Origin of the sequence: Thermodesulforhabdus norvegica, from assembly GCF_900114975.1 — a bacterium.
In the GTDB taxonomy this organism is placed as follows: Bacteria; Desulfobacterota; Syntrophobacteria; order Syntrophobacterales; family Thermodesulforhabdaceae; genus Thermodesulforhabdus; species Thermodesulforhabdus norvegica.
Window position 1 is genome coordinate 1 of record NZ_FOUU01000017.1, and the last position, 13101, is coordinate 13101.

Below are 13101 nucleotides of genomic sequence, written 5' to 3' on the forward strand. Positions count from 1 at the left end.
ATTACGCCCGTTGCTTTGGAGAAGGAGCTTCGATTTGCAATTCGTGAAGGCGGTAGAACAGTAGGCGCCGGAGTAATTACGGAGATAATTGAATAGAAAACAGGGATGGTGTGATTCATGAGAGTTCATGTGATTCTGGCATGTTCTGAATGCAAGAACCGTAACTACACTACAACGAAGAATAAAAAGACCACGCCGGATAAGCTGGCTTTCAGGAAATATTGCCCTAAGTGCAGGAAGCATACGGTTCATAAGGAGACGAAGTAGAGGAGTTAGGGCGGGAAGGTTTACTTCCTGTCCCTGATCCAGAGAAAAGGAAGATGTCATTGTGAGATGGTGATATGGCAAAAAAACAGGCAGCCAGAAAGGTTCCGGAAACCGCGGGCTTAGCCAGGTTAACACGCTATCCGAAGATGCTTCAGCAATACCTCCGGGAAGTGGTGTACGAATTGAAAAAAGTTGTCTGGCCCTCCCGCAGACAAACCGTAGGGACTACCGCTGTTGTTCTCGTGGTCGTTATTGCCTTCGGGATATATCTCGGATTGGTGGATGCGATACTGAGCCGGCTTGTCCGGTTTCTGATAGGTTAGGGAGAAAGAGTACGTGGTTGAGCGTGAGCGTAAGAAAAAGTGGTACATAGTGCATACCTACTCGGGTTTTGAAAACAGGGTAAAGGCGGCCATTCAGGAACGGGCCCGGGTGGCCGGCCTGCAGGACTATTTTGGCGAGATTCTCGTTCCGACCGAAAAGGTCATAGAGATCGTACAGGGAAAGCGAAAGGCTTCGTCCCGAAAGTTTTACCCGGGTTACATTATCGTCCAGATGGTTCTTAATGATGAAACCTGGCATCTGGTGAGAACAACTCCCAAGGTTACGGGTTTGATAGGCAGTAAAGACAGGCCGGTTCCTATTCCTGACGAGGAAGTTGAACAGATAAAAAAACAAATGGAAGAAGGGGCACAAAAGCCCAAACCCAAGTATTCCTTTGAACCGGGTGACAGGGTGCGGGTGGAAGACGGTCCCTTTGCCAACTTCCACGGCGTCGTTGATGAAGTTTTAACGGAAAAGGGTAAGGTCAGGGTTCTCGTCAGCATCTTCGGTCGCCCCACTCCGGTTGAACTCGACTTTACGCAGATATCAAAATTGTAGTTGAGGGTTAAAGGAGTTCAGGAAATGGCTAAAAAGGTGATTGCCAACATAAAGCTTCAGGTTCCCGCAGGACAGGCAAATCCGTCCCCTCCTATCGGACCTGCCCTGGGTCAGCATGGTGTTAACATTATGGAGTTTTGTAAGGCTTTTAACGCCAAGACTCAGGGGCAGGAGGGTATGATCATTCCCGTGGTCATAACCGTCTATGCCGATAGGTCTTTTACCTTTGTTACCAAGACTCCTCCCGCTTCCGTGCTTTTGAAGAAGGCTGCTCAAATAGCCAAAGGTTCAAGCGAGCCCAACAGGGTAAAGGTGGGAACGGTGACGCGCGAACAGGTCAAGGAGATAGCACAGCTTAAGCTTCCCGATCTTAATGCAAGGGATCTGGATGCGGCAATTCGAACGATTGAAGGTACTGCACGAAGCATGGGTATAGAGATAGTGGACTAAATTCAGAAGCCGATAGGGGAAGGCAGAAGCTATGGCAAAGCGAGGCAAAAAGTATCTTGCTGCGAAGGCTAAGGTTGACCCGACCAGAAGGTATTCCTTTGAAGAAGCCGTTAAACTGGCTCTTGAATGTTCCTACGCCAACTTTGATGAAACCGTCGATATTGCCGTGCGCCTGGGAGTAGACCCCAGACACGCCGATCAGATGGTTCGTGGAAGCGTGGTTCTTCCCAACGGACTCGGCAGACAGGTCAGGGTATTGGTCTTTGCGAAGGGCGAAAAGGTTCAGGAAGCTCTCGATGCGGGCGCAGATTATGCGGGCGGCGAGGAATACATAGAAAAAATCCAGAAGGAAGGCTGGCTGGAGTTTGATAAAACCGTCGCCACACCGGACATGATGGGAGCCGTCGGAAAGATCGGAAAGATTCTCGGACCTAGAGGTCTTATGCCCAATGCCAAACTCGGAACTGTAACCTTTGATGTGGCCAGGGCCGTTAAGGAGATCAAGGCAGGGAAGCTTGATTTCAGAGTGGATAAGGCCGGTATTGTCCATGCTCCCATGGGCAAGGTTTCCTTCGGGCCCGAAAAACTTCTTCAAAACATGGCGGCCTTTATAGATACGCTGATAAGGTTAAAACCGGCGGCTTCCAAGGGTACCTACATAAGAGGCGTTGCCGTCTCGACCACAATGGGTCCCGGGATAAAGGTTGATCCCAATGACGTCAGGGTTCTGCTTGGAACCCTTGAACAGTAGAGCAGTGGAACACGGTTATGTGTTCTGAAATAACTGCCCTTGGTGCTTTCACGCATCGAAGACAGCTGGCACGCCCGATGGTCGGGTGTTTAAATCCGCCTTTTGGCGGGGCCCGCCGAGATGGTGAGGGGACCGACGGGGCATGGAATATCCTTCGCCCTGTTTACGGACCTCAAGAGAGGGCCGCGTATCGTGCAGAGGATTCGATGCCGGAGGAAGCACGAAGGCAGGAAAGAAAGGAGGGTGGGGTCATTTGAGTCTTACACGTCAGAAGAAAGAGCAGATAGTTGAGGAGCTCAGAGAGAAGCTTTCGAGGGCAAGCGCTACGGTACTTACGGATTACAAAGGGCTTACGGTTGCGGAGATGACTCAACTGCGTGATCTGCTGGCCGAGCACAGGGTAGAGTACAAAGTGGTTAAGAACACTCTCATGAGGATTGCCTGTAAAGACACTTCCGCCGCAGTCCTGGAGCCCTTGCTTGAGGGAACCTGTGCCATTGCCATTGGCTACGACGATCCAACGGTTCCCGCTCGGTTGCTGAAGAAGTTCTCAAAAGAAAACGAAAAGCTAAAAATCAAAGCCGGAGCGCTTGGCAATCGGCTCCTCACACCCCAGGAAGTGCTGGCTCTGGCCGATTTGCCCACAAAAGAGCAGCTAATGGCCAAACTTCTGGGTGTTCTTGTGGCCGTACCTACCGGCCTGGTGAGCGTCCTCAGCGGTGTGCCGAGGTCTTTCGTCGGAGTGCTTGCAGCTATCAGGGCAAAAAAAGAAGAACAGGGCGAATAAAGGAGGATAAAGGAAATGGCAGAGATTACCAAAGAAGATGTAATAAAGTTCATCGAGAACATGACGGTTCTTGAACTCAGCGAACTCGTAAAGGAGCTGGAAGAGCGTTTCGGTGTGACCGCCGCGGCTCCGGTGGCCGTTGCCGCCGCGGTTCCTGCTGGAGCAGCTCCTGCTGAAGCAGCTCCTGCCGAAGAAGAAAAGACCGAGTTTACGGTGGTGCTTACCGGTGTGGGAGATAAGAAGATTCAGGTGATCAAAGAAATCCGTGCCATAACAAACCTGGGTCTCAAAGAAGCCAAGGAACTCGTCGAGAATGTACCTTCTACGGTTAAAGAAGGAATTTCCAAAGAGGAAGCCGAAGAGATCGCCAAGAAACTGCAGGAAGCCGGAGCCACCGTAGAAATTAAGTAGCCATCTGAGATTTAGATGTTACAATGTGTCGGAAACCGGTCGGGTGTGAAACCGGTTTCCGACTTCGCTTTTGAAGTGGTGAAGAGAAAACAAAACAAAACAGAGGTGACAGGAGAAGCCATGGCAACGGCTTTGACCCATGAATATAGGGTAAGAAAGAATTTCGGGAAAATACGCCAGATTCTGGAAATACCCTACCTCATTGAGATGCAGAAGTCCAGCTATGACCAGTTCCTGCAGATGGACGTTCCTCCGGAAAAGCGAGAAAAGAAAGGACTACAGGAAGTATTTACTTCGGTTTTTCCAATAGAAGACATATCGGGTTCTGCAAGGCTTGAGTTCGTTTCTTACTCCTTCGGCGAGATTAAATACGATGTTCAGGAATGTATAGCAAGAGGTATGACCTACGGTGCTCCGCTGAAACTGCTCGTGCGCCTGGTTGTCTATGATGTGGACAAAGAAACCGGCCAGCGCGAAATACGGGACATCAAAGAACAGGAGATTTACTTCGGAAACCTTCCGATAATGACGGAAAAGGGTACTTTTATTATAAACGGGACGGAAAGGGTTGTTGTCAGTCAGCTCCAGAGGTCTCCCGGTATATTCTTCGATCACGATAAGGGCAAAAGTCACGTAAGCGGGAAGGTTCTTTATGCCGCCCGGATAATTCCTCTGAGAGGTTCGTGGCTGGATTTTGAATTCGACCATAAAGATATTCTCTATGTAAAAATCGATCGCCGCCGTAAATTTCCCGTAACGGTTTTGCTCAAGGCTCTGGGCTACAGCACGGAGGATCTGCTCCATTACTTCTACGAAAGTGAACAGGTCCGCCTTATAGACCGTGAAAGAGCCGAGAAAGTTCTCACCGAGGTACTTACGGGTAGCAGGGTAACCGAAGATATCGTTCATCCCGAAACCGGTGAGGTGATTCTTAAAAAAGGGCGCAAACTGGGGAAGCAAACCATAAAAAAGCTCCATGAACTTGGTATATCTGCCATACCTCTGAGTACCTCGGAGCTTATAGGAGAAGTCCTTGCTCATGATGTGATCGACTTTTCTACGGGAGAAATCATTGCCGAATGTAACGATGTGATAACGGAAGAGTTGCTCGATGAGATGTTTCGTCGAAACATCCGGGAGTTTACGGTTTTGCATATAAGCGGGCCCAATGTGAGTCCTTCTCTCAGGATGACCCTTCTTCAGGACAAGGGTATAGACTCGCGTGAAGACGCTCTTGCGGAAATTTACCGGAAAATGAGACCCGGAAATCCGGTTACCCGTGAAGCCGCCGAAGAATACCTCCACAATCTGTTCTTCAATCCCGATACCTACGATCTTTCCGAAGTAGGAAGGCTCAAACTGAACATCCAGCTGGGATTGGATGTTCCTTTGGATCAGAGAACCCTTCGTAGAGAAGATATCCTTGAAGCCGTAAAGCGACTTATCTGGTTGAAGGATACTCAGGGGCCTGTTGACGATATCGATAATCTGGGCAATCGCCGGGTAAGACCTGTGGGTGAATTGCTGGAGAATCAGTACCGTATAGGGCTTGTTCGTATGGAACGGGCCATAAAAGAACGCATGATCGTACAGGAAGTGGAAACCCTCATGCCCCACGACCTGATAAACGCCAAGCCCGTAACTTCCGTGGTAAAAGAATTCTTCGGCACAAGCCAGCTCTCTCAGTTCATGGATCAGACGAATCCGCTTTCCGAAATTACCCATAAGAGAAGGCTCAGTGCTCTAGGGCCGGGTGGTCTTACGAGAGAACGCGCAGGCTTTGAGGTTCGCGACGTTCACACCACTCACTACGGCAGGATATGCCCGATAGAAACCCCGGAAGGCCCCAACATCGGGCTTATTGTGTCTCTGGCTACCTATGCCCGGGTTAACAGGTACGGCTTTATCGAAACGCCTTATCGGAAGGTGGAAAACGGCAAGGTACTCGATGAGGTCGTGTATCTGACGGCTATGGACGAAAAAGACTATCCCATAGCCCAGGCCAATGCCCCTCTTGATGAGGAAAACCGATTTATAAATGAACACGTGACGGCTCGTAGAGGTGGCGAATACGTTCTGGTGCCTCGTGAAGAAGTAAAGTACATGGACGTGTCGCCCAACCAGGTTGTAAGTGTTTCGTCTTCATTGATCCCCTTCCTTGAGCATGATGATGCAAACCGTGCTCTGATGGGATCCAACATGCAACGTCAGGCCGTCCCGCTTATTCAGACCAGGGCTCCGCTTGTTGGGACCGGAATTGAAAGGGTTGTTGCAAGAGATAGCGGTATTACAACGGTGGCCCGACGCGATGGGATTGTTGAGTACGTGGATGCTACCCGCATTGTTGTTCGTGCCGACGAACCCGACGAAACCGGTAGCGTTGTTGACATCTACAGACTGATGAAGTTCCAGAGATCCAACCAGAACACATGCTTCAATCAAAAGCCCCTGGTCAGGCGAGGGGATCGAATTGTAAAGGGCCAGATCATTGCGGACGGACCGTCTACGGATCATGGAGAACTCGCCCTTGGCCGCAATGTTATGGTGGCCTTCATGAGCTGGGGCGGATACAATTTTGAGGATTCAATCCTGGTAAGCGAAAGGATTGTCAAAGAGGATATATTCACATCAATTCATATTGAAGAATTTGAGGTTCTCGCCAGGGATACCAAGCTTGGCAAGGAAGAGATCACGAGAGACATACCCAATGTGGGAGAAGATCAGCTCAAAAACCTGGATGAAAGCGGTATCGTTCGAATCGGTGCTTACGTTCGTCCAAACGATATACTCGTCGGGAAGGTAACCCCTAAAGGAGAAACGCAGCTCACGCCTGAAGAACGGTTACTGAGGGCGATCTTCGGCGAGAAAGCAAGCGATGTAAAGGACACGTCCTTAAGAGTGCCTCCGGGGGTTGAGGGTATCGTGATCGATGCCCGAGTGTTCTCAAGGCGTGGTCTTGAAAAGGATCAGAGGACCCAGAAGATAGAGGATGCGGAGGTTGCCAAGCTCCAGAAGGATATGCGCGATGAGGTGGAGATAATACGGAGAATGACCGTGAAGGAGCTGGCCCGGGTTCTTCAGGGGCGCACTTCCGGAGTAACCATCAAAGACGGTCAGGTGACCTATGTCAAAAAGGGCGATCCCCTTACGGAAGAGATCCTCTCTGAGATGAGCCCGTTTTTGTGGAAAAAGATAGTTCCTGCCGAAGATCCTCAGTTGAGCCTGGAGATTGAGCGGATATACAACGACTATCAGAGTCAGGTGGACAGGGTGCGCGACCTCTTTGAGAAAAAGATTGAAAAGATCCGGAGCGGTGATGAATTGCCTCCGGGTGTGCTGAAGATGGTCAAGGTTTACGTTGCCGTAAAACGCAAACTTCAGGTCGGTGACAAGATGGCCGGAAGGCACGGAAACAAGGGTGTGGTATCTCGGATCCTTCCGGTTGAAGATATGCCCTACTTTGCAGACGGCACTCCCGTCGATATCGTGCTGAATCCTCTTGGTGTGCCTTCTCGTATGAACGTCGGACAGATTCTTGAAACACATCTGGGGTGGGCTGCCAAGGGACTTGGTGAACAGCTTGCAAGGCTTATTGAAGAGTATAAGGAAAGGGAAACAATAGAGCAGAAGCTCAAACGGATATACAGTCAACTTGAATTTGATAAGTACTTCAAAGATGCAACTGATGAGGAGCTTAAGGCTCTTGTTCCGCAGTTTCGCGAAGGTGTTCATATTGCTTCTCCGGTTTTTGACGGTGCTAAGGAAGACGAGATCAGAGAATTTCTTAAAGAAGCCGGACTTCCGGAAACAGGACAAACAATACTTTATGACGGTCGCACTGGCGAGCCCTTTGATACCCCGGTCACCGTTGGAATAATGTACATGTTGAAGTTGCATCATCTTGTGGATGACAAGATTCACGCTCGTTCTATCGGGCCTTATTCCCTTGTCACTCAGCAACCCCTCGGCGGAAAAGCCCAGTTTGGTGGTCAGCGGCTCGGAGAAATGGAAGTCTGGACGATGGAAGCCTATGGTGCGGCTTATGCTCTTCAGGAGTTTCTAACCGTCAAATCCGATGACGTGCCTGGTAGGACCAGGATGTACGGAAAGATCGTAAAGGGTGACAACACCCTTGAAGCGGGAATTCCCGAATCCTTTAAGGTTATGACAAAAGAGCTGCAGGCTCTGGCTCTGGATTTTCGCACTCTTGAAGAGGTTGAAGACGAAGAAGAGTAGCAAATAGATTCACCCGGCCGGTTCGATGTTGCGGTTATCCCTTCGAGCCGGCCGGTCTAAGGAATAAAAACGCAGTTAGAGGAGGTTTTTCCTTGAAAGACCTTTATCAATTTGGACAGGTTCGGCGAGACCCCAATCAGTTTAACGCCGTAAAGATTATGATTGCCTCTCCTGAGGTGATCCGCGAATGGTCTTACGGCGAAGTGAAAAAGCCGGAGACCATTAACTACAGAACCTTTAAACCGGAACGGGATGGGCTTTTCTGTGCGCGCATATTTGGCCCTGTTAAGGATTTTGAGTGTAATTGCGGTAAATACAAGCGGATGAAGCACAGGGGAGTGGTTTGTGAAAAGTGCGGTGTTGAGGTCATTCAGTCGAAGGTTCGTCGCGAAAGGATGGCTCATATTGAGCTGGCTTCCCCTGTGGCCCACATCTGGTTTCTGAGAAGCCTCCCGAGCAAGATCGGTCATCTTCTGGATCTTACGCTGAGAGAGCTCGAAAGGGTTCTCTACTTCGATTCCTATATAGTGATCGATCCGGGTAAAGCTCCCGTTAGCAGAGGTGAATTGATAACGGAAGAGAGATTCCGACAGCTTACGGCCGAGTACGGCCCTGAATTTCGAGCAGGCATAGGTGCCGAGGCAATCAAGGAATTGCTCAGCAAGATTGATCTTGATGAAATCGTCCAGCAGTTGCGGGAAGAAGTTCAAAATACCAGTTCTGAAGCGAAAAAGAAGAAACTGGGCAAAAGGCTCAGGGTTGTCGATGCCTTCAGGACTTCAGGGAATCGTCCCGAATGGATGATCCTGGATGTGGTTCCGGTGCTTCCTCCCGATCTAAGGCCACTGGTACCGTTAGACGGAGGCCGCTTTGCCACAAGCGACCTGAATGATCTTTATCGCAGGGTTATTAACCGAAACAACAGATTAAAGAGGCTTCAGGATCTCGGTGCTCCGGAAATCATAATCCGCAACGAAAAACGGATGCTCCAGGAAGCGGTGGACGTCCTTTTCGACAATGGGCGCAGGGGCAAAGTGGTGCTGGGAAGCAACAAGCGCCCCCTCAAATCTCTGAGTGACATGCTCAAAGGCAAGCAGGGAAGGTTTCGTCAGAACCTTCTGGGAAAGCGTGTGGATTACTCGGGCCGTACGGTTATAGTAATAGGCCCTAATTTGCGACTGCATCAGTGCGGACTTCCCAAAAAGATGGCCCTTGAGCTTTTCAAGCCCTTTATTTTCAACAAGCTTGAAGAAAAGGGTATTGTCAGTACTATCAAGACGGCTAAAAAACTGGTCGAAAAAGAAGCTCCTGAAGTTTGGGATGCGCTGGATGAAGTGGTAAGGGAGTTTCCGGTCCTTCTGAACCGTGCTCCCACATTGCATCGACTGGGTATCCAGGCCTTTGAGCCCATTCTGATTGAGGGCAAAGCCATTCAGCTTCATCCTCTTGTCTGCACTGCTTTCAATGCGGACTTCGACGGTGACCAGATGGCAGTACACATCCCGCTTTCTGTGGAAGCTCAGACGGAAGCCCGGGTACTCATGATGTCGAGCAACAATATTCTGAGCCCCGCTCACGGCGATCCCATAATCGTGCCCACTCAGGACATAGTCCTGGGCCTCTATTACATGACTCGAGAGAGACCCTTCGCCAGAGGCGAAGGCCAGATTTTTTCGGGTGTTGATGAAGTGCGACAGGCTTACGATGCCGGCGCGGTGGATCTCCATGCGAGAATTCAGGTCCGCATGAAAGAAAAGTTTGTTCAGACCACCGTGGGTAGGGTGCTCCTTTCCGAACTGCTACCTCCTGAGGTCGATTTTGAATTCGTGAACAAACCTATGACCAAGAAGGCTCTCGCCCGCCTCATCGATGAGTGCTACCGCAAGGCCGGCAACAAGGCGACGGTGATTCTGGCAGACCGGCTGAAGGATCTTGGTTATGAAATGGCTACGAAGAGCGGTCTCTCCATTGCCATAAAGGACATGGTTATTCCGAAGAAGAAGGCAGAGATAATCCAGAAGGCCTTTGAAGAGGTCAAAGAAATAGAACGTCAGTACAACGAGGGACTTATTACTGAGGGCGAGAAATATAACAAGGTCGTGGATACCTGGGCCAAGGCCACGGAAGACGTTGCGGCGGAAATGATGAAGGAAATAGCCTTTACGGAGGTTGAAGGCCCTGAGGGGCAAAAAGAACTGATGCAGTCTTTCAATCCGATCTACATGATGGCCGACTCGGGCGCACGGGGTAGCAAGGACCAGATGAGACAGCTTTCGGGTATGAGAGGGCTTATGGCCAAGCCTTCGGGCGAGATAATTGAAACCCCGATAACGGCAAACTTCCGGGAGGGCCTTACGGTACTGCAGTACTTCATATCAACGCACGGTGCCCGTAAAGGTCTGGCCGATACCGCATTGAAGACGGCTAACTCCGGTTACCTGACCCGACGCCTTGTGGATGTGGCGCAGGATGTGGTCGTTCTGGAAGAAGATTGCGGAACCTTTGACGGCATTGAAGTTGAAAGCCTGCTTGAAGCCGGCGAGATAATCCAGCCTCTGGCCGAAAGGATTCTGGGAAGGATCGCCCATGAGGATGTGGTGGATCCTATGACCGGTGAAGTTCTGGTAAGGGCCGGAGACGAGATCGACGAGGAGGCACTTAAGAAAATAGAGGAAGCGGGTATAGAAAAGGTATCTATAAGGTCGGTTCTTACGTGCAAGACGGCAAGAGGGGTTTGCGCAAAGTGCTACGGTCGTGATCTGGCTCAGGGCAAGCCTGTGGAGATTGGAGAGGCGGTGGGCATCATTGCAGCTCAGTCCATAGGAGAACCGGGAACTCAGTTGACCATGAGAACCTTCCACATAGGAGGTACCGCCAGCAAGCGCATTGAACAGACATCTATAACGAACAAGTACGCCGGACGCGTGAAGTTCGTCAACCTCCACACTGTGGTTAACCGCCACGGCGAACTGGTGGCAATGAACCGTAACGGCGAACTGGCCATTGTAGGGGATACGGGTCGTGAAAGAGAGCGATACAGGATAATCTACGGTGCCAAACTCAAGGTAAAAGACGGTGACTTTATAGAGGCCGAAACCCTTATTGCCGAATGGGATCCCTTTACGACCCCGATCCTTACAGAGGTAGAAGGTACTGTCAAATTCGGAGACCTTATAGAAGGACAGACCCTGCAGGAAAAGATCGACCCTGTTACGGGTAAGTCCAGCAAGGTCGTTGTGGAATACCGGGATGTGGATTTGAGGCCTCGAATTTCAATAAAAGATGCCAGAGGCCGTACGGCAAAGGTCGGAGAGTCGGGGCATGCCCGGTACTATCTCCCCGTGGGTGCCATTCTTATGGTAAATGAAGGAGATTATGTCTATCCGGGAGATGTCCTTGCCAGGATTCCTCGCGAAACAACCAAGACCAAGGATATCACCGGTGGTTTGCCGAGAGTTGCCGAGTTGTTCGAAGTGAGAAAGCCCAAAGAGCATGCAATTATCAGCGAAATCGACGGTGTGGTCCATTTTGGGAAGGACATTAAGGGTAAACGGCAGATCATTGTAGAGCCTGAAGTGGGTGAACCCCGAGAGTATCTTATACCGAAGGGTAAGCACATTACCGTTCACGAAGGTGACTATGTTAGAGCCGGTGAGCCTCTGATGGACGGATCGCCTGACCCCCATGATATACTCAGGGTCAGAGGAGAAAAGGAGCTGGCGAAATATCTGGTTGACGAAATTCAGAAGGTTTATCGTTTGCAGGGTGTGAGGATTAATGACAAGCACATCGAGGTAATCGTAAGGCAGATGATGAAACGAGTTAAGGTGACCAACCCCGGTGATTCCGAATTCCTGCCGGGTGAACCCGTGGAAAAGCACATCTTTGAGAAGGTTAACCGACGTTTGATCTCGGAAGGCAAACAACCAGCAGAAGCAGAGCCCTTGCTTCTTGGGATAACCAAGGCTTCTCTGACTACGGAGAGCTTTATTTCCGCTGCATCGTTCCAGGAAACCACCAAGGTTCTTACCGATGCTGCTGCGGCCGGAAAGGTTGATAAATTGCGGGGTCTCAAGGAAAATGTCATTGTTGGAAGACTCATTCCGGCGGGAACGGGTTTTCCGAAGTACAGGGCTATAAGAGAAAGAGCAGAGGTCTTTGGGGCAAGATAGTTAAAAACCTGTTGACAATGTTGGCAGAAGTGTGTATGCAAGCAAGGCTTCGAGTTTGTGATTTGTGAACGGAATAAAAGATGGGGTTGCGGTAATGCCGACTATAAACCAGTTGGTGAGAAAAGGTCGGGAGAAGATCAAGGAAAAGTCGAAATCCCCTGCATTGCAGGGTGCTCCTCAAAAAAGGGGGGTCTGTGTAAGGGTGTACACCACGACACCCAAAAAACCTAATTCGGCTTTGCGTAAGGTGGCAAGAGTAAGACTTACCAACGGATACGAAGTTACGGCATATATTCCGGGTATCGGCCACAATCTGCAGGAACACTCTGTGGTGCTGATTCGAGGTGGTCGTGTAAAGGACCTGCCTGGCGTGAGGTATCACATAATTCGCGGTGCTCTTGATGCAAGCGGTGTGGCCGGCAGAAAGCAGGGCAGGTCTAAGTACGGCACCAAGAAACCGAAGTAAGTAGTGACAGGGGTCGAGAGGCCATGAATTATTTCAGAATTCATGGCCTCTCTTTTGCGCTCAAAAAAGGGGATTCGAGGGTAACATGCCAAGGCGTAGAGAAGTAAAAAAAAGAGATATTTTGCCCGATCCAAAATACAACAGCAAGCTTGTTGCCAAGTTTATCAACCATGTAATGCGCAAAGGTAAGAAGAGCTTGGCGGAGCGAATAGTATACGGCGCCTTTGACCTCATAAATCAGCGAACCGGGAAGGATCCCCTTGAGGTGTTCCATCAGGCGCTGGAAAACGTGCGTCCGATAGTGGAGGTTAAGTCTCGAAGAGTGGGTGGTGCTACGTATCAGGTTCCCGTTGAAGTCCGACCGGACAGACAGAACACTCTGGCCATGAGGTGGATTGTCGCTTATGCTAAGCTCCGATCAGAACGCACTATGATACAGAAACTTGCGGGGGAATTGCTTGATGCAGCACAAAACCGCGGTGGTGCTGTTAAGAAGCGGGAAGATACACATCGAATGGCGGAGGCGAACAAGGCTTTTGCGCATTACCGCTGGTAGTATAAACCAAGGCAAAAGTCCTTAGAAAAGGAGACGGCGATGGGAAAGAAGAAGTTTGAGAGGAAGAAGCCTCATGTGAATGTGGGAACGATAGGACATATAGATCATGGTAAGACGACGTTG

At 50.1% G+C, this 13101-nt stretch carries 13 protein-coding genes; all 13 read left to right on the forward strand.

What is annotated here, in order from left to right; translation table 11 throughout:
* The coding region (locus BM091_RS13530) for an EF-Tu C-terminal domain-related protein (protein ID WP_218148910.1) at nucleotides 1–96 on the forward strand (96 nt) is incomplete at its 5' end.
* A 21-nt stretch (nucleotides 97–117) separates the two neighbouring features.
* A complete protein-coding gene (gene rpmG / locus BM091_RS13535; RefSeq protein WP_093396537.1) occupies nucleotides 118–267 on the forward strand; it encodes a 50S ribosomal protein L33 in 150 nt (49 codons plus the stop codon).
* Nucleotides 268–341: 74 nt separating this feature from the next.
* On the forward strand, nucleotides 342–590 hold the full coding sequence (gene secE / locus BM091_RS13540) for a preprotein translocase subunit SecE (protein ID WP_218148909.1): 249 nt from the start codon (nucleotides 342–344) through the stop codon (nucleotides 588–590).
* Nucleotides 591–603: 13 nt separating this feature from the next.
* Entirely contained in the window at nucleotides 604–1149 is a 546-nt protein-coding gene (nusG, locus tag BM091_RS13545; protein WP_093396539.1) for a transcription termination/antitermination protein NusG, read from the forward strand.
* Nucleotides 1150–1173: 24 nt separating this feature from the next.
* A complete protein-coding gene (gene rplK, locus BM091_RS13550) occupies nucleotides 1174–1599 on the forward strand; it encodes a 50S ribosomal protein L11 (RefSeq protein WP_093396540.1) in 426 nt (141 codons plus the stop codon).
* Nucleotides 1600–1630: 31 nt separating this feature from the next.
* Nucleotides 1631–2350, forward strand: coding sequence for a 50S ribosomal protein L1 (gene rplA, locus BM091_RS13555; protein WP_093396542.1), 720 nt, complete (start codon nucleotides 1631–1633; stop codon nucleotides 2348–2350).
* A 253-nt stretch (nucleotides 2351–2603) separates the two neighbouring features.
* A complete protein-coding gene (gene rplJ / locus BM091_RS13560; protein WP_177193663.1) occupies nucleotides 2604–3137 on the forward strand; it encodes a 50S ribosomal protein L10 in 534 nt (177 codons plus the stop codon).
* Between the two features lie 15 nt (nucleotides 3138–3152).
* Nucleotides 3153–3548, forward strand: coding sequence for a 50S ribosomal protein L7/L12 (rplL, locus tag BM091_RS13565; RefSeq protein WP_093396545.1), 396 nt, complete (start codon nucleotides 3153–3155; stop codon nucleotides 3546–3548).
* 120 nt (nucleotides 3549–3668) lie between these two features.
* On the forward strand, nucleotides 3669–7784 hold the full coding sequence (gene rpoB / locus BM091_RS13570; RefSeq protein ID WP_093396552.1) for a DNA-directed RNA polymerase subunit beta: 4116 nt from the start codon (nucleotides 3669–3671) through the stop codon (nucleotides 7782–7784).
* A 92-nt stretch (nucleotides 7785–7876) separates the two neighbouring features.
* Entirely contained in the window at nucleotides 7877–11956 is a 4080-nt protein-coding gene (gene rpoC / locus BM091_RS13575; protein ID WP_093396546.1) for a DNA-directed RNA polymerase subunit beta', read from the forward strand.
* 94 nt (nucleotides 11957–12050) lie between these two features.
* Nucleotides 12051–12422, forward strand: a complete 372-nt coding sequence (gene rpsL, locus BM091_RS13580) for a 30S ribosomal protein S12 (protein ID WP_093396548.1) — start codon at nucleotides 12051–12053, stop codon at nucleotides 12420–12422.
* Nucleotides 12423–12507: 85 nt separating this feature from the next.
* Nucleotides 12508–12978: a 30S ribosomal protein S7 gene (gene rpsG / locus BM091_RS13585; RefSeq protein ID WP_093396549.1), complete on the forward strand. Its 471-nt coding sequence runs from the start codon at nucleotides 12508–12510 to the stop codon at nucleotides 12976–12978.
* A 39-nt stretch (nucleotides 12979–13017) separates the two neighbouring features.
* Nucleotides 13018–13101 (forward strand): GTP-binding protein (locus BM091_RS14355; RefSeq protein ID WP_245735391.1); only part of this gene is annotated, 84 nt, incomplete at its 3' end.

Bases quoted from the DNA above. Each gene is read 5' to 3' on its own strand.
- rpmG (WP_093396537.1), top strand. From the start codon at position 118: ATGAGAGTTCATGTGATTCTGGCATGTTCTGAATGCAAGAACCGTAAC.
- secE (WP_218148909.1), top strand. From the start codon at position 342: ATGGCAAAAAAACAGGCAGCCAGAAAGGTTCCGGAAACCGCGGGCTTA.
- rplK (WP_093396540.1), top strand. From the start codon at position 1,174: ATGGCTAAAAAGGTGATTGCCAACATAAAGCTTCAGGTTCCCGCAGGA.
- rplA (WP_093396542.1), top strand. From the start codon at position 1,631: ATGGCAAAGCGAGGCAAAAAGTATCTTGCTGCGAAGGCTAAGGTTGAC.
- rplL (WP_093396545.1), top strand. From the start codon at position 3,153: ATGGCAGAGATTACCAAAGAAGATGTAATAAAGTTCATCGAGAACATG.
- rpoB (WP_093396552.1), top strand. From the start codon at position 3,669: ATGGCAACGGCTTTGACCCATGAATATAGGGTAAGAAAGAATTTCGGG.
- rpsL (WP_093396548.1), top strand. From the start codon at position 12,051: ATGCCGACTATAAACCAGTTGGTGAGAAAAGGTCGGGAGAAGATCAAG.
- rpsG (WP_093396549.1), top strand. From the start codon at position 12,508: ATGCCAAGGCGTAGAGAAGTAAAAAAAAGAGATATTTTGCCCGATCCA.